Here is a 24,796-nt window from a genome sequence, read left to right on the forward strand (position 1 = left end):
AAACGCGGCGGACTGTAAATCCGCTCCTTCGGGTTCGGGGGTTCGAATCCCTCCCCTTCCATTGCTTTAGTTACGGGCATAGTTTAAAGGTAGAACTAAGGTCTCCAAAACCTTCAGTGTGGGTTCAATTCCTACTGCCCGTGTTAATAAAATTATGGCGGGTGTGGTGAAGTGGTTAACACACCAGATTGTGGCTCTGGCATGCGTGGGTTCGATCCCCATCACTCGCCTATTTTATATTATTGGGGTATAGCCAAGCGGTAAGGCAAGGGACTTTGACTCCCTCATGCGTTGGTTCGAATCCAGCTACCCCAGTTACTATTTGCCGGCGTGGCGGAATTGGCAGACGCGCTGGACTCAAAATCCAGTGTCCGCAAGGACGTGCCGGTTCGACCCCGGCCGCCGGTATAGTAATAATGACAAGGTTTTCGAGCCTTGTCTTTTTATTTTTTCTTCCATTTTTTTCTTTCAGAGTTACTTAAAATTACTTATAAAATTTTTTTTGCTAAATTTAGAAGAAAATATTTAACATATTTTGAATTAAACTTGATTCGTTTTATGTTAAAATATACAATAGATAGATATTATTCTAGGAGAGATTTCATGTTATACAATCAAGAAAACTATTCAAAGCTTGAAGTCGAACAAGCAAAAAGAGATATTAAGTTTCTAGCGAAAGAAAAGTCAAATCTTGTTAAACTTGATTTTAGTAATAAGAAAGATGTATTTGAATTTTTCGATAATGAATAATTTTTATTATTCGATGTTATAGGTATTTTTTTTGGTAATTTAGAGGTTCTCGTGGTTTATACAATAGATGAAATTAAGGCTAAGATTAATCCTATTGCTAAGCAATATAACTTATCAAAAGTCTATTTATTTGGCTCCTATGCAATAGGTGAAGCAGATGAAAAAAGTGATGTGGATATTGCTTTAGAGTTAGAAGATGAATCAACCTATTTTGAGGTTTATGGAAAATTGTTGACTATTTTTGATGGAGAGATAGATATTTTGTTAGTTAGTGATTTACTTTTTCCAAAAACAAATATTGGGAAATTAGTTAAACAAAATTTTTTGAATGATAGGGTTCTCATCTATCAGAAATTGGAGGGAACTATGGTAGAAAATTTAGATAATAATCCTCGTATGAGGGATATATCAGAGTATAATGAAGTCACTCAGAATGCGATTAAGGAAAGTTTAGAAAAGTATAAAGCGGAGGGAATAACAAAGTCGTCTGAAAGTATAGATGAATATTTTGAAAGAATGGTTCGTGAAAATACCAAGTAATTTTTTTAGAGCTTAGTTATTTTTATTTTCAATAAGAAAAAGAACAGCACTTATTTTGGCTGTTCTTTTTATAATAGATTATCTAGTTTATCTGCTAAATCTTTTTGTTTACTTGGGTATAAGTGGGAGTATGTATCAATTGTTGTAGTTATAGAAGCGTGTCCTAATCTCTCTTTTACAATTAAGTAATCTTCGCCTTGGTTTATTAAAAGAGAAGCGTGAGAATGTCTAAAATCATGAATCCTTATTTTCTTTAAAGAACTATCTCTAGCTAGAATTTTTTTATATTGTTTTTCAATAGAATTTTTCGTTAGAGTGATTGGACTATCCTGAAAGACTTGAAGTTTTTCTGTATCAGTAGAAAATTCTCTTAGTCGTTCTGTCTGTTCTTTTTTCCATTCTTCTAGTGTTTCTATAAGCTTTTTATTAATAATGATTCTTCTAGTACCGGATTTTGTCTTTGTAGAACTAATGTGTTCTTCACCTTTATTCACGTACATTGACTTACTAACATGTATTGTACTTGTAAAAAATTCAATATCTTTCCAAGTAAGTGCGAGCGCTTCTCCAAGTCGTAAGCCAGTAAAGAAAAGTACTGTAAATAGTAATTCAAGATTATATTCGTCATCTTTGAATAGAGAAAGAAAATGTTTAAATTCTTTAACTGTCCAAAATTGCATTTTTCTTTTTTCTATCGGTAATTTTTTTAATAAACCTACCGGATGTTCCTTGTAATATCCTTTTCTTAATCCAACATCTAGTATTTTCTTTAATAGAACTATGATTTTATTAATAGTATTTGGACTTAATTTTTTCTCAGAATTTCTAGCATTCTTTTCTCTTAAATCTTCTCGAAATTGATAGATATCTTCATAAGTTAGTTTATCTATATTATCGACTTTTGAAAAATAGTCTTTGATATGTTTATTATAATTGTTTTCTTGAGTATCAATATAGCTCTTTTTTCTATTGTTAATTTCATCCTCTTCTTTTAACAATTGATAAAGCATATCTATTGTTATTTTGGTGCTAAAGCTTTTCTCTTTTAGTTCTACGCTTCTCAAGTATCGCTCGGCTTCCAGTGCTTCCCTTTTCGTTTTAAAGCCTTTTCTAACTATTCTACGTTGTTTAAGCGTGACAGCATTAATACCATTCGAAACATCGACAATCCAAGAACCATCTTTATTTTTACGAATAGCCATATTCTATGCTTCTTTCTGCAGTTCCAGTCCTAGAAGTTCTTCTGCAATAGTTGCTGGAATAGTACCGATTCGTTTATTGTTATAGATAGAAAAGCCACGATTGACTAGTAGTACTTTCCCAGTATGTATAATTTTTCTAGCAGTACCAGGACTAAATCCAAGTTCAATTAAATCATCTTTTGTTACTGTTTTAATCATTGGTTCTCCTTAATTTATTTTATAAACTAAGGGGAGCGACTAACTCCCCTGATTCAGTAGTTATTTCTGTTTTCCATCTACTAAGTGAATAGCATCAGCCTTATAATACATCGTTTTACCAATCATTGAAGCTCGAAGGTTTTCAAATGTAACAGGGACTTCATCCATTGTCTGAATATAATCATTATCAACTAATGGTTCAGGATTATCAACGGATACTTGTGTTGATTTCTTCTTAAATTGGCCATCTTTGATAGTGATGTTATACTTCCAACCAATAATCTCTTGTGTATTAAATTTTCTTTCGCTTCCATCACTATTTTTGATAATCTCACCATTTTCATCGGCTCTGACTTCTGTTTCAAATTTTGGAAGTACCTCATCCAATTCAAATTTAGTTCCAATGTTATTAAAGTTCCAGTCATTTTGAGATAACATTTTAGCCATAGTTAATTTCTCCTTTTTATGTTTTCTTTAATTTTGGGAATCAAGTCCTCTCTTTTGAAGTAACTTGCCCTCTCTATAAGTTGTTTTGCTAACTCTGGGGGATATTCAAGAGTTTGTAATTTTTCAAAGTTCTCTTTCTCTTGTTCAAATAGTAATCCATTTTCGTAGAGAAATTTATACGCTATTAGAATGGCTCCAGAACCTTTAAAGACAAACCAATCTAACTTTTTTTCTAGTTCTGTCTTTGTTTTTGAAATAGTAATAGTAACTGGAGTTGAGGAACCTAAGAATTTTTCCCAAGACCTTAGAGGCTTTGAAAATTGACTATCAGTATAAAACTTCACTTTATCCTTTAGATATCCCTTTGTAAAGTTTAGAAGGTCTATTTCGGACTTGAGCCATTCTTGAATGAAGTAGTGGGCTTTCTCTTTCCTAAGTTCTAACTCCGTTCTTATCCAATTTTCGATAAATCTCTTGCTGACACCGAGCTTAGAAGCTCGTTCTAAGCGTTTATCATATATTCTAAGTCTTTCATCGTCATTAGGTTTTCTTAAATATAAGGTTTGTCCCGTTTTCTCGTCTCCGTATGTAATGTAGTAATTACTTTTGCCATATAGAAACCGATTTTTTCTACAAATTTTAGCAAGTTGATTTGGAGTGAAGTAAGGAGCCTCATTAAAATCGTCTATTGCGATATCAATTCTTCTTACTGAAAATGACTTATAATTGGAATATAGATTATCCAAGAAGTGTCGTTCAGAAAGTCCTTTTGGGTTTAAAACCATATCTCGATAGAATTCTAAAGCTTGTCCTGACATGACAAGCATGAAAGAATTTTCTTCATCACTATAGTAGATACGGATATTACCATAGTTTATTTGAGAGTCATATTCATAGTATTTAAGACTGCCCTTATCTATAATAAATAGCTCTGTATCAAGAAGTAAGATATCTTCAACTATCTCTTCCAGTGAAAAGTCGAATGTATTAAACTGGATTTGAATCCAGTCAAAAACAGAACGTAAATTCTCGTTTTTTGCCATAAATTTTGACTCAACTTTTTGCCTAATTTCACCACCTTAAAATTCGTGAAAAGCCTTGATAATACTGCATTCTCTCGATGATACACTTGACTTGTAGAGGGTGGTGTTACTACACACCCTCACCAACCTTGAAAAAGCTCTTTATTGTTCGTCTGCGCTTACGATTTGTTACGGTCTGCGGTACCATACTCGCCGACCGTAACAAACCTACTTGCCGAACTTCCTACGAGCTTTTTCCCAAGCACCAAATGGAAGTAGTTCAAGTGTTGAGAGCATTTCTTCTTGCTCTTTTTCCAATCGTTGAAATTTTATTTGCAGTTTTTTATTACTAGAATACAAATTCTTAAAATTATCATTCAAGGTAATAAAATCTTCTTTAAGAATTTCTAGTTGCTGAGTAAGGGTATATTCCTTATGTTTATGAATATCTCCATAAGTTTCCCTTATAGCATCTTTTAATGACATCTCGTTTTTCAAATAAGCAATCGTCCGGAAATCCTCAACATCATCATCAGTGAAATTATAAAAACTCACAATCTGCCTACTATTTCTTGCTTGAACTTTTTTAAACTCATGACCACTAATTTCCTTTATCAAGGTTATCCATTTTTTAGCAGTACTGACAGAGTTTAAACCGTCAACCATAGAAACAAGTTTATTTATATCCATATTCCCCCGTTCTAACGGAATGTGTGGTATAATGGTTTTGTGGGAAAATTTTTTTAGTCTTTGATTTTGTCGTAATTATCAAAGACTTTTTAATACAATCATAGGCGATTACCTCCTAAAAAATATTAACTCAATATCCAAAAATCCATTTTGGATTATAAACATTATAATCCATTTTGGATTTTGTGTCAACAAAAAAATACAATTTGGATTTTTTATTATAGAAAGATTAAAAATGGTAAACATAAACGAAGTATTTTCTAAGCGATTAAAAGAAGAGAGAATAAAAAATGGGTTTACTCAGGCAGAAATTGCCAAAAAATTAGAAACTAGTCAAGGGGCTTATCAAAAATGGGAAAGTGGTTCTAGGGAACCTAACTTTCAAACTCTCTTAAAAATAGCTTCCATACTTAATACAACTACCAGTTATTTATTAGGTGAAAGTAATGTTAGTGCCGGACGTGGAACAGAGGAGTATGATAAGTTAGCGTATGTACCGAATTTCCATTTCTCTGAAATGGCTATAAATCAATTGAAAGATTTAGTAAGAGCAATACCTTATATTGCAAAACAAAAAGGGGTAACAAATGATGAATACTTCAATGAACTCACTCAAGATTTATCTGAGGAAGCTAAGGTATACTTACAATCAGTCTACTATCTAGAAATTTTGCAACAAAGGCTACCACTTGATAACAATCCTGAAAAACAGAAATAAAATAATATGCCTTTCAATAATTTTAAACTTAATTAAAAATCAATTGTAATAGCGTTTTAGATATATATTAAATTAGTTAAATAGTGGAACATTACAGTTCAACAAAAATGAAAAGTCCTTGCTTAATTTATTTGAATTAATCACTTGAAATAACACAGAAATTAGGATATAATCAGTAAGATACTTGTAAATAATGAGGAGTTGAATTTATGTATTCCAGTAACATAGTATTATCTTATTTGGATAATGAAGTTAGTGAATCAATCTCTGATTACAAAAAAAATATGGACATTTTTCGTCACACTATTGAAAAATACATTCAAAACGATGATAGTCTTAAACATTACTTTAAAAATGTTATTTTAAATCGTTCTAGGGTCACAAGTATGGATAAAATCAAAGCTGATAAAACTATACAAAAAAAATATTCAGGTGAACTTAAAAAATATATTCAATTTTATAATGAAGTTATTTGTGAAGAAAATGATTTCCTATATGATGATACGGACGTAGAGACTTCAATTAATATTTTCTATTCTACGGATGAAAAATTAAATAATAAATTGCAAGAAATTTATGACGATTATGAATTAGGATTTAAACAAAAATTAGAACAAAAATTAGAAATAAATAATTATACTATATCTTTCCCAAAGGAGAAGTCAAATGAGGAAAATAGAATCAATTTCAGCAATTTATCCCTCAGAGATTAATTTTAATATTAATACTTTTGAAGAAAAAGTTATACCAAACTCAAATTTAGATATACAGGTTGGGATGATAGTAGATGAATTAAAAGGCGACGATAAGAATAATTATAGAGCTACAGTTAGTTTTTTAATGAGACTTGCTGAGAAAGCTGATAAAACTATTCTAGTAAAGATATCCCATATCATTGAGTTTACAAGCAATGTTAAGAATTTTAATCTCGAAGATAAAGCTGATAATTTTATTTTATTTGAAATTGTTGAACCATACGTTCGATACAGATTCCATGAATTACTCAACAATACAAAATTTAGCACTCTTGACATACCATATAAATTTTGGGAGTTGATTGGCGATGACTCAGAAGTATAAAATTAAACATATTCGTTTTAAAGTTTTAACAAATAATTCCCCAATAAGAAATAATATAATTACTCAGTTATATAGCTATGTCTCTTCAGATTATTCTTGTTATAAGATTGTTAATGAGTTCTTTTTTACTCAGAGAAATAATAATAGAACTAAATCTGTTATCTTAAGAAGATTGAATCGTTTAAAAAATGAGCAAGAGCTGGATGGTATTAATGTTGATTTAGATACGTTTAACAAAGTGAAAAATGTAATTCTAAATTTATTTGAAAATCCTAGTATAACTCATCATAATTATCAGAACATTTTTACTGGCTATTTTGAATATATAGTGATGCGATGGAAAAAAATACCTGGTAGAAGTGGAAAAGTAGTTTTTGAGCCATTAATTAGATACAAACGTAAAGAACTATTTTGTGGAGAGCCTTTTGCTAATATAAGATGTGATATAGTTTTTAAAGATTCTAAAACTAAAACATTATCGTTCTATGAATGTAAATTTGGGATACGTACTTTTTTATCAGACCTTCAAGTTGATGTAAGCTCGGGTAGCGTGACAGAAAGAGTTAGAAGAGCACGAAGAGCACACAGAAAAATTGACTACTTAAATCAGTGTAAAAATTTATTCTCAAAAAGTCCGTTAAGCGATGTAGAAAATAATGAAACTATGATAATGACTCTTGCTCGTCGGAGTACAGTAGAGAACTATCTAGGATATTTTCGAGGAATAAATATAATGGCTAGAGAAGAAATTGAAAGTCGCTGTTTTCATGGACAATTAACATAGATGGAATTTAATTTTAACGTATTACAAAATCTCAATTATATTTTGTATCGTCGTTTCATTCGAAAAAGACCAAACTGGTCTTTTTTATTTTGGGACTATCTAATTTTTGCTTCCTATGAGAATTTCATATATCTCAAATAGCTTTGCATTTTTTGCTTTCTGTCAACCAAGTTTTTTTGTCATCAACAATCTTAGTTAAACCATTAGCTTCCGTAACTCCTTTATCGTTAGATTTATGAGCACGATGGAGTTCAACTTTCATAGTTAATTCTTTATAGAGATTAGTTAACGAGCTGTCAAGGGATAGTGCACGCCTATTGAGAATATCTGGAGCAATTTTAGATGTTTTCTCTTTTTGATAATCCGTTATCTCTAGCTAGGGGAAATTGTTATAAATAGTCGGGGAATAACTATACTGTTATTTTAAATAATCTTATACTACACGAGTTTAAGTTATTCTAGCATTTTTAAAAACGTTGTATGAATGATTGGGCATTGTTCTTTGTTATCAGATATTCATTTTAACTTTAATAATATAGTTACTTAATGTTAGTATACCATTAAATTATTTATAAGATATTTTCAGGGTCAGAGAACATCAAATTGAGACGCCTCCTTAGTTACCAAAAAGTTACTAAAATTTGAAAAAATGCTCTATTTTGTGAAAATCAAAGACTCTAAAATCTTATTAAATCAAGATTATCAGACTCAAAAAATGTAAACACGGAACTCAAAATCCAGTGTCCGTAAGGACGTGCCGGTTCGACCCCGGCCACCGGTATAGTATTAAAGACAAGGTTTCTAGGCCTTGTCTTTTCTTTTATCTGATTATCTGTATTTGCTTGAGTTACTAAAAATTACGGCTCTTTGTCAACTGTAGTGCTTGAGGAAGGTTTTAAAGACAGTCTGAAAAAGAGGATGAACCTGCTTTAGATTCTCCTCAATGAGCCTGAGCCTAGAAATTCGAAAGCGAAGCTGTTTAGCTAAGTCATAGTAAGAACTAAACATATCCATCGTAATGATTTTCACCTGACAGCGAACGATTCTATCGTAGCGAAGAAAGTAATTTCGGATGATAGTTTGTGTGGTTACTTACAGTTTACACCAATGAAACGCTATGAGTTTTTTGTTGCACTATATTTTACAATTTATCACACAAAAATAGGCTCCATAATATCTATAGGAGATTTACCCACTATAAATATTATAGAGCCTTATTTTTGAGTGCTATTCTAATCTTTTTTGCTTAGATTTTTGGTATAATATTATTTATTCACAATTTATTTTGATTATGAAAGTGTTGGTATTTGATGTCTCGGTCTGTTGAATTACTAAAGAAACGTTACTTAAAGAATATAAAAGAGAACCCAGATTTATTTATTGGGATTGAGTTAGAATTTCCTATTGTAAATTTAGAGGGTAAAGCTACAGATGGTGAAGTTGTTAAGGATCTCTTTCGGTATTTACCATCAGTACTGGGCTTTACTATCGAAAAAGTGGATGATTTTGGGAATCCAATTCAGTTACTTGCTCTAGTCAGCCAAGATACGATCTTGTTTGAGGTTGCTTATACGACAATTGAGTTTGCATTTGGAAAAGCTGAATCTATCCAAGAGGTAGAAGAACGCTTTAACTTCTATATGGCTACGATTCAGAATAAGTTAGGTGAAGCTAATCATGCTATTGTTGGCTGTGGCCTTCATCCTAACTGGGATAAAAATGAGAATTGTCCAGTGGCTTTTCCCCGCTATCAGATGTTGATGGATTATTTGAACTTAAGTAGAAGTAAGACTAGTAGAGGTTTACACGATTTTCCTGAGTATGGAGCCTTTATCTGCGGTAGTCAGGTTCAACTGGACGTTTCAAGGTCCAACTACCTGCGTGTTATCAACGCTTTTACTCAGATTGAAGCTGCCAAAGCTTATTTGTTTGCAAATTCTGAGTTTTCGGGGGCAGATTGGGATACCAAAATTTCGAGAGATATTTTTTGGGAAGAATCCATGCATGGTATCTATCCAGAGAACATTGGTGTCAATGCTAGACTCTTTAAAGATGAGGATGATTTTTTGGATTACCTAAATCATTCTGCGATTTTTACAGCAGAGAGGGATGGTGAAACCTATTATTTTTATCCAATTCGAGCAAAAGATTACTTAGGAACCACTGAAATTCATGCCTTTGCTCTTGATGGGGAGGAGATTCTTCTTTATCCTCAGGAGAAGGATTTTGAAACTCATCGTAGTTACCAGTACCAAGACTTAACGACTCGAGGAACTATTGAATTTCGTAGTGTGTGTACACAGCCACTTGATAGGACTTTTACTTCAGCAGCTTTTCACTTGGGCTTGTTGGTTCATTTAGACAAGCTTGAGGCTTACTTGCGAACTGCTCCTTTTTTTACCACAGCTGGTCGTGATTACAAGTCTTTAAGGCGACAATTTTCTAAGAAAAAACTTACATATCAGGAAGAAGCTGCGATTCTCGAGTTTTCTAAAGACTTACTCACCCTAGCTGAGGAAGGACTGGAGAAAAGAGATAAGCAAGAAATGGTTTATTTAGAGCCTTTGAAGAAAGAATTGGGATTATAATTTCTCTTATAAAGGGAGAATTTTCTGAAAAATCGTGATATAATGGAAGAGACTATAGATAAAGGATAGAGATTCATGACATTAGTTTATCAATCAACGCGTGATGCCAATAATACAGTAACTGCCAGCCAAGCTATTTTGCAAGGTTTGGCGACGGATGGTGGTCTGTTTACACCACTTACTTATCCAAAGGTGGATTTGGACTTTGACACATTAAAAGATGCTTCTTACCAAGAAGTGGCTAAATTAGTTTTATCAGCATTTTTAGATGATTTTACGGCTGAGGAGTTGGACTACTGTATCAACAATGCCTACGATAGCAAGTTTGATACTCCAGCTATTGCGCCATTGGTGAAACTGGATGGGCAATACAATTTGGAATTGTTCCATGGTTCAACGATTGCCTTTAAGGATATGGCCTTGTCTATCTTGCCATACTTTATGACGACAGCCGCTAAAAAGCATGGTTTGGAGAACAAGATTGTCATTTTGACAGCAACATCTGGTGATACTGGAAAAGCTGCTATGGCGGGGTTTGCAGATGTCCCTGGTACGGAGATTATCGTCTTTTATCCAAAGGATGGTGTCAGCAAGGTGCAAGAGTTGCAAATGACTACTCAGACTGGCGACAATACTCATGTTATTGCTATTGATGGTAACTTTGACGATGCGCAAACTAACGTCAAACATATGTTTAACGATGTAGCTCTGCGTGAAAAGTTGGCTGCAAATAAACTGCAATTTTCATCAGCTAACTCTATGAACATTGGTCGTTTGGTACCACAGATTGTCTACTATGTTTATGCCTACGCTCAGTTGGTCAAGTCTGGTGAGATTGTGGCTGGTGAAAAGGTCAACTTCACAGTACCAACAGGAAACTTTGGAAATATCTTGGCTGCCTTTTATGCTAAACAAATCGGTCTGCCAGTTGGCAAATTGATCTGTGCTTCAAATGATAATAATGTTTTAACTGACTTCTTTAAAACACGTGTTTACGATAAGAAACGTGAGTTTAAGGTGACGACTAGTCCATCTATGGATATCTTGGTATCTTCAAACTTGGAGCGTTTGATTTTCCATCTTTTGGGGAATGATGCGGTTAAGACAGCTGAACTCATGAATGCCTTAAATAGCCAAGGTCAATATGAGTTGACTAATTTTGATACAGAGATTCTTGACCTCTTTGCAGCTGAATATGCGACTGAGGAAGAAACTGCGGCAGAAATTAAACGTGTTTATCAAACAGATGCCTATATCGAGGATCCACATACGGCGGTTGCCTCAGCAGTTTATAAAAAATACCAAGTGACTACAGGCGATGTAACCAAGACCGTGATTGCTTCAACAGCTAGTCCATACAAGTTCCCAGTGGTTGCAGTAGAAGCTGTAACAGGGAAAGTAGGCTTAACTGACTTTGAAGCCTTGGCTCAATTACATGACATTTCAGGAGTGGCAGTGCCACCAGCGGTTGATGGCCTTGAAACAGCTCCAGTTCGTCATAAAACAACAGTGGCAGCTGCTGATATGCAAGCAGCGGTTGAGGCTTATCTAGGACTTTAAGACAGAGGGAGTAAACTCGGTTGGGAAACCAACTGAGTTTCTTTTCATCAGGAGGAGAGATTGTTTAAGAAAAATAAAGACATTCTTAATATTGCATTGCCAGCTATGGGTGAAAACTTTTTGCAGATGCTCATGGGGATGGTGGACAGTTATTTGGTCGCTCACTTGGGCTTAATCGCTATTTCAGGTGTTTCAGTGGCTAGCAATATTATCACGATTTACCAGGCGATTTTTATCGCTCTGGGAGCTGCTATTTCCAGTGTTATTTCAAAAAGTATGGGGCAGAAAGATCAGTCCAAGTTGGCTTATCACGTGACAGAAGCGCTGAAGATTACCTTGCTACTAAGTTTTCTTTTAGGGGCTTTATCCATCTTTGCTGGGCAAGAAATGATTGGACTTTTGGGAACTGAGCAGGAGGTGGCTGAGAGTGGTGGGCTCTACCTATCTTTGGTGGGTGGATCGATTGTTCTCTTGGGCTTGATGACCAGTCTAGGTGCCTTGATTCGTGCAACGCATAATCCGCGTCTACCCCTCTATGTTAGTCTTTTATCCAATGCCTTGAATATTCTTTTTTCAAGTCTAGCTATTTTTATCCTTGATATGGGCATAGCGGGTGTTGCTTGGGGGACTATCTTGTCTCGTTTGGTTGGTCTTGGGATTTTGTGGTCACAATTAAAACTTCCTTATACGAAACCGACTTTTGGACTGGATAAAGACTTACTGATCTTGGCTTTGCCAGCAGCAGGAGAGCGCCTCATGATGAGGGCTGGAGATGTGGTTATCATTGCCTTGGTCGTTTCTTTTGGGACGGAGGCAGTGGCGGGAAATGCAATCGGGGAGGTTTTGACCCAGTTTAACTATATGCCTGCCTTTGGCGTCGCTACGGCAACGGTCATGCTGGTGGCTCGAGCAGTTGGAGAGGATAATTGGAAAAGAGTAGATAATTTGAGCAAACAAACCTTTTGGCTTTCTCTGTTCCTCATGTTGCCCTTGACACTTAGTATCTATGCCTTAGGGATACCACTGACTCATCTCTATACGACTGATCCTGTAGCGGTTGAAGCTAGCGTTTTGGTGGCACTGTTCTCACTACTAGGGACTCCCATGGCGACAGGGACAGTTATTTATACGGCGGTTTGGCAGGGATTGGGAAATGCTCGCCTTCCCTTTTATGCGACAAGTATAGGAATGTGGTGTATTCGCATTGGAACAGGATATCTGATGGGGATTGTTCTTGGTTGGGGCTTGCCTGGTATTTGGGCAGGGACTCTTTTGGATAATGGTTTCCGTTGGTTATTTCTACGTTACCGTTACCAGCGTTATATGAGCTTGAAAGGATAGAAGATGCAAAAAACAGCTTTTATTTGGGATTTAGACGGGACTTTATTGGATTCTTACGAAGCGATTTTGTCAGGGATTGAGGAGACTTTTGGTCAGTTTTCTATTCCTTATGATAAGGAGAAAGTGAGAGAGTTTATCCTCAAGTTTTCTGTGCAGGATTTGCTGGTGCAGGTGGCAGAAGAGAGAAATCTGAATGCGGAAGTGCTCAATCAGGTACGTGCCCAGAGCCTGGCTGAGAAGAATGCTCAGGTAGTTTTGATGCCATGTGCACGTGAGGTGTTGGCTTGGGCAGACCAAGTAGGGATTCGGAACTTTGTTTACACTCATAAAGGGGACAATGCTTTTACTATTCTAAAGGATCTGGGATTGGAATCCTATTTTACAGAGATTTTAACCAGTCAGAGTGGCTTTGAGCGCAAGCCTAGTCCAGAAGCGGCTACCTATTTGTTAGACAAGTATCAGCTGGATCCTGAGAAGACCTATTATATAGGGGACCGGACTTTAGATGTGGAATTCGCCCAGAATAGCGGCATTCAAAGCATCAACTTTTTAGAGTCTTCTTTTGAAGGCAATCACATGATTCGAGCACTAGCAGATATTCCTCATATTTTTGAGAGTAAGTAACGAGAAGATTGTGTCAGTTGTGTGACAGAGACCTAACAAACTATTTCAAGTAATCGAGTTTGTTACAAGGAATAGACAGTTCTATTAAATAGGCCCGAGAGGGCTTTTTTTCAGCTTTTTTTGTGTTATGATAGACAGGTACTCATTTGAAAGGAATATGAACGAATGAAGAAAAGAATGATTTTAGCCTCAACAGTAGCCTTGTCATTTGCCCCAGTATTGGCAACTCAAGCAGAAGAAGTCCTTTGGACTGCACGTAGTGTTGAGCAAATTCAAAACGATTTGACTAAAACGGACAACAAAACAAGCTATACAGTACAGTATGGTGATACCTTGAGCACCATTGCAGAAGCCTTGGGTGTAGATGTCACAGTTCTTGCTAATTTGAACAAAATTACCAATATGGACTTGATTTTCCCAGATACTGTCCTCACTACAACTGTCAATGAGGCAGAAGAGGTAACGGAAGTTGAAATCCAAACTCCTCAAGCAGACGCTAGTGAAGAAGTGACGACTGCGACAGCTGATTTGACGACGAATCAAGTAACAGTCGATGAACAAACAGTTCAAGTAGAAGACCTTTCTCAACCGATTGAGGAAGCTCCAACTGCAACAGAGATTGAAAAACCAGCAGAAGTAGCGTCAAGTTCAGAAGTTTCTGAGACAGCGACAGTTGCTGAAGAGAAACCATCTACAGAAACACCAGTAGCTGAAGAAACAGCAGAAACGACTCCAGCGGCAGCACCAGTAGCAGAAACACCAGTAGCAGAAACAACTAGTCCAGTTGAAGAAGCTCCAAAAGTGGCGACTCCAGCGACCGAAGAAACGGCAGCAACAACTCCAGCAGAAGCACCAGTAGCAGCTGCGCCGGCAACTGAAACGCCTGCTGATACAACAGGAACAAGTGCAGCAGAAGAAACAGCAGCATCAACAGCAACTTCTGACACTGTAACTTCGACTTATCAAGCAGAGCAAAGCCAAACTCCTTCAAGAACGTATTCAGCTCCAGCGGCTCCTGACTATGCAGGACTTGCTGTAGCTAAGTCTGAGAATGCTGGTCTTCAACCACAAACTGCAGCCTTTAAAGAAGAAGTAGCCAACTTGTTTGGGATTACATCCTTTAGTGGCTACCGTCCTGGTGACAGTGGGGACCATGGTAAAGGATTGGCCATCGACTTTATGGTCCCAGTGAGTTCAGCACTCGGAGATCAAATTGCAGAATATGCAGTCAAAAATATAGCTAGCCGTGGTATCAACTATATCATCTGGAAGCAACGTTTCTACGCTCCATATGATAGTAAATATGGACCAGCCTACACGTGGAATCCAATGCCGGATCGTGGTAGTGTGACCGAAAACCACTATGACCACGTTCACGTATCAATGAATTAAGAATAATAAGAAGCTATACATTTAAAATGTGTAGCTTCTTTTTGTGTAAAATAGTGTCGATAAGTGAAATAAAATCTAAAACATGTTAAAATGTAAGCGAATACAAAACTATACTAACGCTTTTAAGCATAGAGAGAAAGGATGAAGTGAATGACAAATCGATTAAAAACTCCATTTGAGAAAACAAGAGATGATTTTGAAGAGGAATTTTGTGGTGAAATTGTCGAATTCTTGATTTTTACCCTCCAAAATGTAACTGGGGCCGCTTCTTTAAAAGATGGTTGTAAAATGCCGTCCGTTCATTTTAAAGCTAGTGTCAATGTTGCAACCCAGAAATTCTCTGAACGTGAGGGACGTTTGGAATGGGTATTGACTCCTGAGGAATTTGAAGAAAAGAGATGGGGCTTTAGTTTTGAACCCTACAAAATTCATCATATCAAATGTCAAAAACGCCCCTTCATGGAGTTAGAGCCATATATGTCAGAAGTAGCTAATAACTGCTACCACTTGCTGGAATACCTAGATGACCAATCCTCAGACTCTAGGTTAGAGACCTTGATTGAAACCTATCAAAAACCGGTCATCATTCAAGACGATATTGGGGAATTCACCTTAAACAGAGCCTATTCTTGGTTTGAAGGATTTATCACTTACGAGGGTGGTAAGATTCATGCTATCTTTGCTGCGAGTGCAGATGAAAGTCTCCCTCCAAGTTCTTTTGATGATCTAAAGAAATTTATGGGAACTTTCCAAGTTCAAGATACTCGGATTAAAGACTATATTGTCAAAGAACTGTGGGAAACAGCTCAAGACTGGATAGATTCAGATGAAAATGATGTGGAGTTAACAGAAGAGTATTTTACCAACTCTCTTTCCTTGAGTGAACTATCGATCAACGAAGACGGGGAATTGACCCTCTACTATGATGATAGCGAGGAAATTTTTGCAGGCCATGCCATCGAAGTTGTCATTGATAAAGAGGGAGAAATCCTTCGAGCAGATTTGGTAGGTTAGTGCTGGATTTTATCTAGAATATAGAAATAATAGCCTTTTGGGATTGAAACCAAGAGGCTATTTTTCGTGAGTAAGCAAAATAGTTGCGTTTTTAATCTTTCTGTAATATACTTGATAAATCAATAGTTGATAAATCAAGTGTACGCAAGGAGGTAGAAATGAAAAAAATTAACGACTTACTGTACCAGCTCCATTTAACAGATCAGATGATCACTCAACTTTTTGAGAAACAATTGGGAATTAGTTTGACCCGCTATCAAATCTTGCAGTTTTTACTGCAGCAGTCACCCTGCAACCAGATTGCCGTTCAGGAGAAGTTGCAAATCGACCAGGCGGCCTTGACCCGTCATTTTAAGATACTAGAGTCAGAGGGCTATGTCAGTCGCAAGCGTAATCCGGCCAATCAGCGAGAAGTCTTAGTTGAATTAACCCAAGAAGCCAAGAATCAACTCTTAGTCAGTCCGCCTAAACATCATTTGCGAGTGAAGGAACAGATGGAGAGCATCTTATCGACAGCTGAGCAGAAAGAGCTAACAACTTTACTGACGAAACTAGTGTCAGGTCTAGAAAAAATAGAATTTTAAGGAGAAAACGATGTCAATCATTACTACTATTTTAGCAACTCTCGTTGCTTTAGAGCATTTTTACATTTTTTATTTGGAAAGTGTGGCTACGCAATCAGATACTACTAGTCGCGTATTTAATGTGGGTAAAGAAGAACTGGCTCGTCCTTCAGTGAGTTCATTGTTTAAAAATCAGGGGATTTATAATGCTTTGATAGGGGGGCTTTCTCTTGTATGGGATTTATTTTTCGCAAAGCTTGGAAATTGTGACCATCTTTGTTTTATTTGTGCTTGGTGCAGCGACCTACGGTTCTCTAACAGCAGACAAGAAGATTATTCTGAAGCAAGGTGGACCCGCTATTTTGACTTTGCTGAGTATTTTGCTTTTGAAATAAGAAATCCAGCGTCCTGTAAGACGCTGGTTTTTGTAGGTTCTTATCCATTTCGACGTTTACGGGCTAGGAGGGCTCTGTAAAAGAAGATATGATTGTTCTGGATATAGGGAAGGATTGAAAAACTAGCAATTCCAAAAGTAATCCAATTGAGGAAGTACCAAGGAAGTAGTTGTAAGTCGAGGACAAAGCGTTGGAACTTGTATCCTTTCATCAAGAAACGGCTGGTTTTCAGGATTTGACGGGGTTTAGCCTGGCCTAAATCCAGAGTGTCGCAGAGGAGGAATTCTACCTGTGAGTAGGCATAATGTTGCGGAACGTAGAGGATATTCCCTACAATCATCAAGATGAGACTCGCGAAAAAGTAGAGTCCAAAGGTCATAAGGAATTGCTCGGTTTCAACGGATGAGAGGTCTAATTTTGGAAATTCAGGATGTAGGGCGACAAATCTCCGAGCCAAGAGATTGCTATAAAAGAGAAAATAAACGCCTACTAAGTTTGGAATGCTCCATAAAAAGAGGTAGAAACGTTTGAGGAGCAGAGTTAGGAAGGTTTGCGAGAAGCGCTCTTCAGCAAAGAGGGCCAGGCTTGATTTTACTGAGAGTTCTGTATCAGGATCCTTGAGGAGTCGGAGTGTTGCAAAGGCAGCACCTGCTAGAAAAATCGTGCTCACAAAAGAAACCACTAACGGGAAGAGATAGGCTTGGAGTACTTGTGCCAGCATGCTGAAAAAGGATTGCTCTAAAACACTTTCTTGGAGACGAGCCAAGGGGTTGAGAAAGCCTGACAAGATGACCAGCATACTAGGAAGGAGATAGACCAGAAGGAGGCGGGGATTTTCAGCCTGAAATTGCCTAGCCTGCAGACGAATAGTTTTTAAATCAATTTTTGGGTATTTCATTCTCTCATTATATCATAGTTCGTGACAGTTCCAGCTTTTTTTGATAAAATCATACAGTATGCCTTTGGGCACAAAGTATGAACTGGGACTGTCTTTCCCAGCTTCGGAGGTAGAAAATGTCAGATTCACCCATCAAATATCGTTTGATTAAGAAAGAAAAACACACGGGAGCTCGTCTAGGAGAAATTATCACCCCGCACGGTACCTTTCCAACGCCTATGTTTATGCCAGTTGGGACCCAAGCTACTGTCAAGACTCAGTCACCAGAGGAGTTGAAGGAGATGGGTTCAGGGATTATCCTGTCCAATACCTATCATCTCTGGCTTCGCCCTGGGGACGAACTCATCGCACGCGCAGGTGGTCTCCACAAATTTATGAACTGGGACCAACCCATTTTGACCGATAGTGGTGGTTTTCAGGTTTATTCTCTAGCGGATAGCCGAAATATCACCGAAGAAGGAGTAACCTTTAAAAACCATCTCAATGGATCCAAGATGTTCCTATCGCCAGAAAAGGCCATCTCTATTCAGAACAATCTAGGCTCAGACATCATGATGTCTTTTGATGAATGTCCTCAGTTTTACCAACCCTATGATTACGTTAAGAAATCAATCGAACGTACCAGTCGTTGGGCTGAGCGTGGTTTGAAGGCTCACCGTCGCCCACAGGATCAAGGTTTGTTTGGAATTGTGCAGGGGGCAGGATTTGAAGACCTTCGTCGTCAGTCGGCTCACGACCTTGTCGGCATGGATTTCCCAGGCTACTCTATCGGTGGTTTGGCTGTGGGAGAAACGCACGAAGAGATGAATGCAGTCTTGGACTTCACAACCCAACTCCTTCCTGAAAACAAACCTCGCTACCTGATGGGTGTGGGAGCGCCAGATAGCTTGATTGATGGAGTTATTCGTGGTGTAGATATGTTTGACTGTGTCTTGCCAACTCGTATCGCTCGTAATGGAACTTGTATGACCAGTCAAGGTCGTTTGGTTGTCAAAAATGCCCAATTCGCTGAAGACTTTACGCCACTGGATCCTGAGTGTGATTGCTATACATGTAAGAACTATACACGCGCCTACCTTCGCCACCTGCTCAAGGCTGACGAAACCTTTGGTATCCGCTTGACTAGCTACCACAATCTCTACTTCTTACTCAACCTGATGAAGCAGGTCCGTCAAGCCATCGTGGATGACAATCTCTTGGAATTCCGTGAATATTTTGTGGAAAAATATGGCTACAACAAGTCAGGACGCAATTTCTAAAGTGTAAAAATAGAATACTGAAATCCTAAGTTTTCTCTTAGGATTTTTCTTCTTTTTTTGATAAAATAAGGTGTATTATGGAATAAAATTAGATGTTTTTACGATCTAATTGAGTGGGGAATAAACTCGTATGCGTATTAAATGGTTTTCCTTGATTAGGATTACAGGTTTACTTTTGGTGCTCTTGTACCACTTCTTTCAAACAATCTTTCCTGGAGGCTTCTTTGGGGTAGATGTCTTTTTCACTTTTTCAGGATTTTTGATCACTGCCCTCCTTTTAGAAGAATTTGGGAAAAAACGCCAGATTGATTTACTAGGCTTTTTTAAGAGACGGTTTTACCGCATCGTACCACCTGTGGTTCTGATGGTTTTGGTGACCATGCCCTTTACCCTCCTAGTTCGCCAAGACTATGTTGCTGGAATTGGTGGCCAGATTGCTGGAGTTTTTGGTTTCATGACCAACTTCTATGAGATGTTAACAGGGGGAAGTTACGAATCCCAGTTCATTCCGCATCTCTTTGTTCATAACTGGAGTCTAGCTGTTGAGGTTCACTACTATATTCTCTGGGGATTGGCGGTTTGGTTCTTATCGAAACGTTCAAAATCTAGTAGTCAATTGAGAGGGATGGTCTTTCTTCTTTCTGCGGGAGCTTTCATCATTAGCTTTTTCTCCATGTTTATTGGTAGTCTAATGGCTAGTTCCTATTCATCTGTCTACTTTTCAAGTTTAACCCATGTCTATCCCTTCTTTTTAGGAAGCATTTTAGCGACAGTTGTAGGGGTTCGTCAGACGAGCGATTTAGTCAAGCAGTTTGACCGGACGTGGGATCTTCGTCAGAATTTACTGGTGTTTGCTGCAGGTCTTTTGGTATTAGTGCTCTTGACTTTCTTTGTCAAGTTCACCTACCTGTTTGCTTATCTATTCGGTTTCTTACTGGCAAGTTTAGCGGCCGTGACCATGATTTTTGCTGCGCGTGTCTTGCATGAGAAAACGCCTGAGATACGAGAACCTCATATAATCACATTTTTAGCGGATACCAGCTACGCGGTTTATCTCTTCCACTGGCCTTTTTATATTATCTTTTCTCAGTTGATGAGTAATCTGCCTGCTGTTGTTTTAACCGTTATCTTTTCCTATTTCTTTGCTATCCTATCCTTCTATATTATTGAGCCATTGATTGCTGGTAAGACCAACGCTTTAGTTAGAAAAATCACTAAGCTGCGTCATATCAAACCTATTAGTGCTAGTGTTGTGGGCGCCCTTTCTTTACTTACTTTGATTATCATAGCTGCAGCTCCTCAGGTTGGAGCTTTTGAGACAGACTTGATGATCAATGGTTTCAAGCAAGCTCAGACCAATATAGGACAAACAAAGACTCTGGCTGAACAAGCTGAAGTCAGTCGCCTAGGAATTTCTGAGGGAACGAGTCTGATTGGGGATTCAGTGACTTTACGTGCCAATACAGCCTTAAAAGAGGCACTTCCTGATACAAATATCAATGCTCAGGTTAGTCGGACGACCAAGCAAGCCAATGACATCATGCTCAATAATAGCCAGAACAAGGCGCTTTTAAAAACAGTTGTCATTGCAACGGGGGTCAACAATCCTGAAGGCTATAAGAATGATTTGGACAGCATCGTGAACAATCTACCGAAAGGACACCATCTGATATTGGTGACACCTTATGAGGGAGATAAGAGTAAGGACACTTACACATCAGTGGAGCAGTATGCGGCTTATGCACGGGAATTAGCTGAAAAGAATCCTTACGTGAGCATCGCTGACTGGAATAAGGTTGCTAAGGAGCACCCTGAAATCTGGGCTGGAACCGACCAAGTCCACTTTGGGAATGATAGCAACATGATTGAAGAAGGTGCTAAACTTTACGCAGAAACGATTGCAGCTGCTGTCAAGGCTGCTCAAGAACTACCTGTAAAATCAAAATAAAATTAAAGAGTTGGAGAAATCCAGCTCTTTTAAAATATCTCTAGAAAATAGGTCTATACCATTTACAAATGAAAAAGAAAGGTTTATAATGTAATTGACATAATAAATTCTAGAATCAATCTATCAAGGAGGTTATCATTATGCCTAATTATATTAAAGCGGATCAGTTTTTCTACCCACACGGAGTTCGTCGTGGCGGTTACTTGGAACTTGTGGATGGCAAGTTTGGCAAGCATGTAGAACAGATTCCTGAAGGAGCTGAGGTGATTGACTATACCGGTTATAGCATTGCCCCAGGACTTGTGGATACCCATATTCATGGATTTGGCGGTGTCGATGTCATGGATAATAATATCGAAGGAACCCTTCATACCATGAGTGAAGGATTGCTTAGCACAGGTGTTACCAGCTTCTTGCCAACGACGTTGACTTCCTCTTACGAGCAGTTGCTTGCGGTAACTGAAAATATCGGTGCTCGTTACCAGGAAGCAAGTGGAGCCAAGATTCGTGGGATCTATTTTGAAGGCCCTTATTTCACAGAGAAATACAAGGGAGCTCAAAACCCTGCTTACATGAAAGATCCTCGTATGGATGAGTTTCGTGCTTGGCAAAAAGCAGCTAATGGCCTGCTCAATAAAATTGCCCTTGCGCCAGAACGTGAAGGTGTAGAAGACTTTGTTCGTACAATTACGGGTGAAGGAGTGACTGTTGCTCTTGGACACTCCAATGCGACTTTTGATGAAGCTAAAAAAGCAGTCGATGCTGGAGCGAGTGTTTGGGTACATGCCTATAATGGAATGCGTGGGTTGACTCACCGTGAGCTCGGTATGGTGGGAGCCATGTATGAGTTGCCACATACTTACGCTGAATTGATTTGTGATGGTCACCACGTAGATCCAAAGGCCTGTGATATTTTGCTCAAGCAAAAAGGAACTGAAAATATCGCCCTTATCACAGACTGTATGACAGCTGGTGGCTTGGAAGATGGAGATTACATGTTGGGAGAATTCCCAGTAGTTGTTGCTAATGGAACTGCTCGCCTCAAATCGACAGGTAATTTGGCAGGTTCTATCCTTAAACTCAAAGATGGTTTGAAGAATGTGGTCGAATGGGGAATTGCGAATCCGCATGAAGCAGTCATGATGGCCAGCCTCAACCCAGCAAAATCTGTTCACATCGATGATGTCTGTGGTCAAATCCGTGAAGGTTACGATGCCGACTTTATCGTACTAGATAAAGATTTGGAATTGGTAGCAACCTACCTAGATGGTGTGAAACGTTATCAAGCCTAAGAAGATAAAAATAGGGGTCAATAAAGGACTCCTATTTTTATTATCAGATGAAAATAACAGGCTTCTTAAAGAAGTTTCTAATGGGGGAAATAAGCAAAATCCTTTTCTTGTATTAAAAAATTAGATATAATATACGGTACAAAGGAAGTAGTAAGAATGTATCGTGTTATAGAAATGTATGGGGACTTTGAACCGTGGTGGTTCATAGAAGGTTGGGAAGAAGATGTCATCATGAGTCAATCTTTTGACAAGTATTATGATGCTCTAAAATATTATAAATCATGCTGGTTTGAGCTGGAAAAGAAGAATCCTCTTTATAAGAGTCGGAGTGATTTGATGACTATTTTTTGGGATCCTGCTGATAAACGCTGGTGTGATGAGTGTGATGAGTATTTGCAGCAGTACCATTCTTTGGCACTTTTACAAGATGGGCAAGTCATTCCCGATGAAAAGCTACGTCCAGGTTATGAAAAACAAACAGGTCAAGAAAAGCACCGTTCTTGCCGTATGAAATGGAGATAAAAAAGTAACTTTTTAAGTTGCTTTTTTTATTTTTTTGCGAATAGTTAGATAAGGAGGGCGGTATGGTACAAGAAATTGCACAGAAAATCATTGCTACTGCGAAAGAAAAGAAGGCTCAGGATATCTATTTTATCCCCAAGGAAAAGTCCTACGAGCTTCACATGCGGGTTGGAGACGAGCGGTGTCTAGTCGATTCCTATGAGTTTGATGTTTTAGCTGCGGTGATTAGTCATTTTAAGTTTGTGGCGGGTATGAACGTAGGAGAGAAGAGGCACAGTCAGCTAGGTTCTTGCGACTATCAGCATGGGGAGAAGGTGTCTTCTCTGCGTTTGTCCACCGTGGGAGATTATCGAGGGCATGAGAGTTTGGTCATTCGTTTGTTACACGATGAGGAACAGGAACTGCATTTCTGGTTTCAGGATATGAACGAACTGGGTGAGCAGTACAGGCAAAGGGGCCTCTATCTATTTGCTGGCCCAGTCGGCAGTGGCAAGACGACTCTGATGCACGAATTAGCTAAGTCCCTCTTTAAAGGACAGCAGGTTATGTCCATTGAAGATCCTGTCGAAATCAAGCAGGAAGACATGCTCCAATTGCAGTTAAATGAGGCGATTGGCTTGACCTATGAAAATCTGATTAAACTGTCTCTCCGGCATCGTCCTGACCTCTTGATTATTGGTGAAATTCGGGATAGCGAGACAGCGCGTGCAGTGGTCAGAGCTAGTTTGACAGGTGCGACGGTCTTTTCAACCATTCATGCCAAGAGTATCCGAGGTGTTTATGAACGCCTTCTGGAGTTGGGTGTGACGGAGGAGGAACTAGCAGTTGTCCTGCAAGGCGTCTGCTACCAGAGATTAATCGGGGGAGGAGGAATCGTTGACTTTGCAAACAAAGACTATCAAGAACATCAGCCAACCAGGTGGAATGCGCAGATTGACCAGCTTCTTAAAGATGGACATATCACAAGTCTTCAGGCTGAAACGGAAAAAATTAGCTACAGCTAAGCAGAAGAAAATCATCACCCTGTTTAACAACCTTTTTTCCAGTGGCTTTCATTTGGTGGAAATTATTTCTTTCTTGGGGAGAAGTGCCTTGCTGGAAAAGGACTATGTGGCCCAGATGCACCAAGGATTGTCTCAGGGGAAATCTTTCTCAGAAATGATGAACAACTTGGGCTTTTCAAGTGCTATTGTGACCCAATTATCTCTAGCTGAAGTGCATGGAAATCTTCACCTGAGTTTGGGAAAGATAGAAGAATATCTGGATAATTTGTCCAAGGTCAAGAAAAAGTTAATCGAAGTAGCGACCTATCCTTTGATTTTGCTGGGATTTCTCCTGCTAATCATGTTGGGGTTGAGAAACTATTTGCTGCCTCAACTGGACAGTAGCAATATCGCCACTCAAATCATTGGCAATCTGCCACAAATTTTTCTGGGACTAGTGTTGGCTTGCTCTCTGTCTCTACTTTTAGCTCTCACTTTCTACAAAAGAAGTTCTAAGATGCGGGTTTTCTCGATGTTAGCACGGATTCCCTTTCTTGGAATCTTTGTCCAGACTTATCTGACAGCCTATTATGCGCGTGAATGGGGCAATATGATTTCACAGGGAATGGAGCTGACGCAGATTTTTCAGATCATGCAGGAACAAGGTTCTCAGCTCTTTAAAGAAATCGGTCAAGATCTAGCTCAAGCCCTGCAAAATGGCCGTGAATTTTCTCAAACCATAGTGACCTATCCTTTCTTTAAGAAGGAGTTGAGTCTCATCATCGAGTATGGGGAAGTCAAGTCCAAGCTGGGGAGTGAGTTGGAAATCTATGCTGAAAAAACTTGGGAAGCTTTTTTTACCCGAGTTAATCGTACCATGAATCTGGTACAGCCACTGGTTTTTATCTTTGTGGCCCTGATTATCGTTTTACTCTATGCGGCAATGCTCATGCCCATGTATCAAAATATGGAGGTAAATTTTTAAA

26 protein-coding genes, 4 tRNA genes and 2 pseudogenes are annotated in these 24,796 nt (G+C 38.1%); 24 read left to right on the forward strand and 8 right to left on the reverse strand.

Annotated features, from left to right (window positions below; translation table 11 throughout):
* The first annotated feature begins 72 nt into the window (after nucleotides 1-72).
* The 6 genes from PG086_RS08855 (at nucleotide 73) to PG086_RS08880 (ending at nucleotide 1,290) form a co-directional block, all read left to right on the forward strand.
* Nucleotides 73-143: transfer RNA gene (locus PG086_RS08855), tRNA-Trp, on the forward strand.
* Nucleotides 144-157: 14 nt separating this feature from the next.
* Nucleotides 158-230 (forward strand) — tRNA-His (locus PG086_RS08860).
* Between the two features lie 13 nt (nucleotides 231-243).
* Nucleotides 244-315, forward strand: a tRNA-Gln gene (locus PG086_RS08865).
* A 9-nt stretch (nucleotides 316-324) separates the two neighbouring features.
* A tRNA-Leu gene (locus PG086_RS08870) sits at nucleotides 325-408 on the forward strand.
* Nucleotides 409-603: 195 nt separating this feature from the next.
* Nucleotides 604-750 (forward strand): hypothetical protein, encoded by a 147-nt coding sequence (locus PG086_RS08875; protein WP_270748686.1) that lies wholly within the window; start codon nucleotides 604-606, stop codon nucleotides 748-750.
* 51 nt (nucleotides 751-801) lie between these two features.
* Complete coding sequence (locus PG086_RS08880) at nucleotides 802-1,290, forward strand: nucleotidyltransferase family protein (RefSeq protein ID WP_270748688.1); 489 nt, start codon at nucleotides 802-804, stop codon at nucleotides 1,288-1,290.
* A gap of 68 nt (nucleotides 1,291-1,358) precedes the next feature.
* On the opposite strand, the gene PG086_RS08885 is transcribed toward PG086_RS08880, so the two are convergent.
* The 5 genes from PG086_RS08885 to PG086_RS08905 form a co-directional block, all read right to left on the reverse strand.
* Complete coding sequence (locus tag PG086_RS08885; protein ID WP_270748690.1) at nucleotides 1,359-2,492, reverse strand: tyrosine-type recombinase/integrase; 1,134 nt, start codon at nucleotides 2,490-2,492, stop codon at nucleotides 1,359-1,361.
* Between the two features lie 3 nt (nucleotides 2,493-2,495).
* Nucleotides 2,496-2,690, reverse strand: a complete 195-nt coding sequence (locus tag PG086_RS08890; protein ID WP_153224482.1) for a DUF3173 domain-containing protein — start codon at nucleotides 2,688-2,690, stop codon at nucleotides 2,496-2,498.
* A gap of 60 nt (nucleotides 2,691-2,750) precedes the next feature.
* On the reverse strand, nucleotides 2,751-3,137 hold the full coding sequence (locus PG086_RS08895) for a hypothetical protein (protein WP_270748693.1): 387 nt from the start codon (nucleotides 3,135-3,137) through the stop codon (nucleotides 2,751-2,753).
* Between the two features lie 2 nt (nucleotides 3,138-3,139).
* Entirely contained in the window at nucleotides 3,140-4,180 is a 1,041-nt protein-coding gene (locus PG086_RS08900) for a replication initiation factor domain-containing protein (RefSeq protein WP_270748694.1), read from the reverse strand.
* 207 nt (nucleotides 4,181-4,387) lie between these two features.
* Nucleotides 4,388-4,849 carry a hypothetical protein gene (locus PG086_RS08905; RefSeq protein WP_270748696.1) on the reverse strand — a complete coding sequence of 154 codons (462 nt, stop codon included), beginning with the start codon at nucleotides 4,847-4,849 and terminating at the stop codon, nucleotides 4,388-4,390.
* Between the two features lie 235 nt (nucleotides 4,850-5,084).
* Between PG086_RS08905 and PG086_RS08910 the strand changes: the two genes are divergently transcribed.
* The 4 genes from PG086_RS08910 to PG086_RS08925 all read left to right on the forward strand — a co-directional run bounded on the left by PG086_RS08910 (nucleotide 5,085) and on the right by PG086_RS08925 (nucleotide 7,431).
* Nucleotides 5,085-5,567, forward strand: coding sequence for a helix-turn-helix domain-containing protein (locus PG086_RS08910; protein WP_270748698.1), 483 nt, complete (start codon nucleotides 5,085-5,087; stop codon nucleotides 5,565-5,567).
* Nucleotides 5,568-5,776: 209 nt separating this feature from the next.
* Nucleotides 5,777-6,280, forward strand: coding sequence for a hypothetical protein (locus PG086_RS08915; RefSeq protein WP_270748699.1), 504 nt, complete (start codon nucleotides 5,777-5,779; stop codon nucleotides 6,278-6,280).
* A complete protein-coding gene (locus PG086_RS08920; protein ID WP_270748700.1) occupies nucleotides 6,234-6,647 on the forward strand; it encodes a hypothetical protein in 414 nt (137 codons plus the stop codon). Before PG086_RS08915 ends, PG086_RS08920 begins: the two co-directional genes overlap by 47 nt.
* Nucleotides 6,631-7,431 (forward strand): hypothetical protein, encoded by an 801-nt coding sequence (locus tag PG086_RS08925; RefSeq protein WP_270748701.1) that lies wholly within the window; start codon nucleotides 6,631-6,633, stop codon nucleotides 7,429-7,431. The genes PG086_RS08920 and PG086_RS08925 overlap by 17 nt, the downstream gene beginning before the upstream one ends.
* A 133-nt stretch (nucleotides 7,432-7,564) precedes the next feature.
* On the opposite strand, the gene PG086_RS09740 is transcribed toward PG086_RS08925, so the two are convergent.
* Both PG086_RS09740 and PG086_RS09745 read right to left on the reverse strand, forming a co-directional pair.
* Nucleotides 7,565-7,801, reverse strand: a complete 237-nt coding sequence (locus tag PG086_RS09740; RefSeq protein WP_420235663.1) for a type IIL restriction-modification enzyme MmeI — start codon at nucleotides 7,799-7,801, stop codon at nucleotides 7,565-7,567.
* A gap of 509 nt (nucleotides 7,802-8,310) precedes the next feature.
* A pseudogene (locus PG086_RS09745) lies at nucleotides 8,311-8,517 on the reverse strand (hypothetical protein); the annotation flags it as partial.
* Between the two features lie 224 nt (nucleotides 8,518-8,741).
* Between PG086_RS09745 and PG086_RS08935 the strand changes: the two are divergent.
* From PG086_RS08935 to PG086_RS08970, 8 genes and pseudogenes are all read left to right on the forward strand, one after another.
* Complete coding sequence (locus PG086_RS08935) at nucleotides 8,742-10,019, forward strand: gamma-glutamylcysteine synthetase (protein WP_270748704.1); 1,278 nt, start codon at nucleotides 8,742-8,744, stop codon at nucleotides 10,017-10,019.
* Nucleotides 10,020-10,094: 75 nt separating this feature from the next.
* Nucleotides 10,095-11,579, forward strand: coding sequence for a threonine synthase (gene thrC / locus PG086_RS08940; RefSeq protein ID WP_084940292.1), 1,485 nt, complete (start codon nucleotides 10,095-10,097; stop codon nucleotides 11,577-11,579).
* 60 nt (nucleotides 11,580-11,639) lie between these two features.
* Nucleotides 11,640-12,920 (forward strand): MATE family efflux transporter, encoded by a 1,281-nt coding sequence (locus PG086_RS08945; protein ID WP_084940293.1) that lies wholly within the window; start codon nucleotides 11,640-11,642, stop codon nucleotides 12,918-12,920.
* A 3-nt stretch (nucleotides 12,921-12,923) separates the two neighbouring features.
* Nucleotides 12,924-13,544, forward strand: coding sequence for an HAD family hydrolase (locus PG086_RS08950; protein ID WP_084852895.1), 621 nt, complete (start codon nucleotides 12,924-12,926; stop codon nucleotides 13,542-13,544).
* A gap of 165 nt (nucleotides 13,545-13,709) precedes the next feature.
* A complete protein-coding gene (locus PG086_RS08955) occupies nucleotides 13,710-14,936 on the forward strand; it encodes a LysM peptidoglycan-binding domain-containing protein (RefSeq protein ID WP_167266633.1) in 1,227 nt (408 codons plus the stop codon).
* Nucleotides 14,937-15,086: 150 nt separating this feature from the next.
* Nucleotides 15,087-15,950, forward strand: a complete 864-nt coding sequence (locus PG086_RS08960; protein ID WP_167266636.1) for a DUF2262 domain-containing protein — start codon at nucleotides 15,087-15,089, stop codon at nucleotides 15,948-15,950.
* 158 nt (nucleotides 15,951-16,108) lie between these two features.
* Nucleotides 16,109-16,534: a MarR family winged helix-turn-helix transcriptional regulator gene (locus PG086_RS08965; protein ID WP_000723482.1), complete on the forward strand. Its 426-nt coding sequence runs from the start codon at nucleotides 16,109-16,111 to the stop codon at nucleotides 16,532-16,534.
* A 10-nt stretch (nucleotides 16,535-16,544) separates the two neighbouring features.
* Nucleotides 16,545-16,908: pseudogene (locus tag PG086_RS08970) on the forward strand (DUF1304 domain-containing protein).
* A 40-nt stretch (nucleotides 16,909-16,948) separates the two neighbouring features.
* Here the strand turns inward: PG086_RS08970 and PG086_RS08975 are convergent.
* Nucleotides 16,949-17,806 carry a DUF975 family protein gene (locus tag PG086_RS08975; protein WP_270748708.1) on the reverse strand — a complete coding sequence of 286 codons (858 nt, stop codon included), beginning with the start codon at nucleotides 17,804-17,806 and terminating at the stop codon, nucleotides 16,949-16,951.
* A 116-nt stretch (nucleotides 17,807-17,922) separates the two neighbouring features.
* On the opposite strand from PG086_RS08975, the gene tgt reads away from it, so the two are divergent.
* The 6 genes from tgt to comGB all read left to right on the forward strand — a co-directional run bounded on the left by tgt (nucleotide 17,923) and on the right by comGB (nucleotide 24,795).
* On the forward strand, nucleotides 17,923-19,065 hold the full coding sequence (tgt, locus tag PG086_RS08980; protein WP_084851058.1) for a tRNA guanosine(34) transglycosylase Tgt: 1,143 nt from the start codon (nucleotides 17,923-17,925) through the stop codon (nucleotides 19,063-19,065).
* Nucleotides 19,066-19,195: 130 nt separating this feature from the next.
* Entirely contained in the window at nucleotides 19,196-21,013 is a 1,818-nt protein-coding gene (locus PG086_RS08985) for an acyltransferase family protein (protein WP_270748710.1), read from the forward strand.
* Between the two features lie 140 nt (nucleotides 21,014-21,153).
* A complete protein-coding gene (gene nagA, locus PG086_RS08990) occupies nucleotides 21,154-22,305 on the forward strand; it encodes an N-acetylglucosamine-6-phosphate deacetylase (protein WP_001134442.1) in 1,152 nt (383 codons plus the stop codon).
* 156 nt (nucleotides 22,306-22,461) lie between these two features.
* Nucleotides 22,462-22,827 (forward strand): DUF1033 family protein, encoded by a 366-nt coding sequence (locus PG086_RS08995; RefSeq protein WP_167266647.1) that lies wholly within the window; start codon nucleotides 22,462-22,464, stop codon nucleotides 22,825-22,827.
* A 62-nt stretch (nucleotides 22,828-22,889) separates the two neighbouring features.
* Nucleotides 22,890-23,831 carry a competence type IV pilus ATPase ComGA gene (comGA, locus tag PG086_RS09000; protein ID WP_270748712.1) on the forward strand — a complete coding sequence of 314 codons (942 nt, stop codon included), beginning with the start codon at nucleotides 22,890-22,892 and terminating at the stop codon, nucleotides 23,829-23,831.
* Entirely contained in the window at nucleotides 23,779-24,795 is a 1,017-nt protein-coding gene (gene comGB / locus PG086_RS09005; RefSeq protein ID WP_270748736.1) for a competence type IV pilus assembly protein ComGB, read from the forward strand. The genes comGA and comGB overlap by 53 nt, the downstream gene beginning before the upstream one ends.
* Nucleotide 24,796: the final 1 nt, after the last annotated feature.

The sequence above is a fragment of the Streptococcus halitosis genome (assembly GCF_027691175.1).
Taxonomy (GTDB): Bacteria; Bacillota; Bacilli; order Lactobacillales; family Streptococcaceae; genus Streptococcus; species Streptococcus halitosis_A.

Coding starts and splice junctions, on each gene's coding strand:
- PG086_RS08875 (WP_270748686.1), top strand. CDS start 604: ATGTTATACAATCAAGAAAACTATTCAAAGCTTGAAGTCGAACAAGCA.
- PG086_RS08885 (WP_270748690.1), bottom strand. CDS start 2,492: ATGGCTATTCGTAAAAATAAAGATGGTTCTTGGATTGTCGATGTTTCG.
- PG086_RS08890 (WP_153224482.1), bottom strand. CDS start 2,690: ATGATTAAAACAGTAACAAAAGATGATTTAATTGAACTTGGATTTAGT.
- PG086_RS08895 (WP_270748693.1), bottom strand. CDS start 3,137: ATGGCTAAAATGTTATCTCAAAATGACTGGAACTTTAATAACATTGGA.
- PG086_RS08900 (WP_270748694.1), bottom strand. CDS start 4,180: ATGGCAAAAAACGAGAATTTACGTTCTGTTTTTGACTGGATTCAAATC.
- PG086_RS08905 (WP_270748696.1), bottom strand. CDS start 4,849: ATGGATATAAATAAACTTGTTTCTATGGTTGACGGTTTAAACTCTGTC.
- PG086_RS08910 (WP_270748698.1), top strand. CDS start 5,085: ATGGTAAACATAAACGAAGTATTTTCTAAGCGATTAAAAGAAGAGAGA.
- PG086_RS08915 (WP_270748699.1), top strand. CDS start 5,777: ATGTATTCCAGTAACATAGTATTATCTTATTTGGATAATGAAGTTAGT.
- PG086_RS08920 (WP_270748700.1), top strand. CDS start 6,234: ATGAGGAAAATAGAATCAATTTCAGCAATTTATCCCTCAGAGATTAAT.
- PG086_RS08925 (WP_270748701.1), top strand. CDS start 6,631: ATGACTCAGAAGTATAAAATTAAACATATTCGTTTTAAAGTTTTAACA.
- PG086_RS08935 (WP_270748704.1), top strand. CDS start 8,742: ATGTCTCGGTCTGTTGAATTACTAAAGAAACGTTACTTAAAGAATATA.
- thrC (WP_084940292.1), top strand. CDS start 10,095: ATGACATTAGTTTATCAATCAACGCGTGATGCCAATAATACAGTAACT.
- PG086_RS08950 (WP_084852895.1), top strand. CDS start 12,924: ATGCAAAAAACAGCTTTTATTTGGGATTTAGACGGGACTTTATTGGAT.
- PG086_RS08955 (WP_167266633.1), top strand. CDS start 13,710: ATGAAGAAAAGAATGATTTTAGCCTCAACAGTAGCCTTGTCATTTGCC.
- PG086_RS08960 (WP_167266636.1), top strand. CDS start 15,087: ATGACAAATCGATTAAAAACTCCATTTGAGAAAACAAGAGATGATTTT.
- PG086_RS08965 (WP_000723482.1), top strand. CDS start 16,109: ATGAAAAAAATTAACGACTTACTGTACCAGCTCCATTTAACAGATCAG.
- PG086_RS08975 (WP_270748708.1), bottom strand. CDS start 17,806: ATGAAATACCCAAAAATTGATTTAAAAACTATTCGTCTGCAGGCTAGG.
- tgt (WP_084851058.1), top strand. CDS start 17,923: ATGTCAGATTCACCCATCAAATATCGTTTGATTAAGAAAGAAAAACAC.
- PG086_RS08985 (WP_270748710.1), top strand. CDS start 19,196: ATGCGTATTAAATGGTTTTCCTTGATTAGGATTACAGGTTTACTTTTG.
- nagA (WP_001134442.1), top strand. CDS start 21,154: ATGCCTAATTATATTAAAGCGGATCAGTTTTTCTACCCACACGGAGTT.
- PG086_RS08995 (WP_167266647.1), top strand. CDS start 22,462: ATGTATCGTGTTATAGAAATGTATGGGGACTTTGAACCGTGGTGGTTC.
- comGA (WP_270748712.1), top strand. CDS start 22,890: ATGGTACAAGAAATTGCACAGAAAATCATTGCTACTGCGAAAGAAAAG.
- comGB (WP_270748736.1), top strand. CDS start 23,779: ATGGACATATCACAAGTCTTCAGGCTGAAACGGAAAAAATTAGCTACA.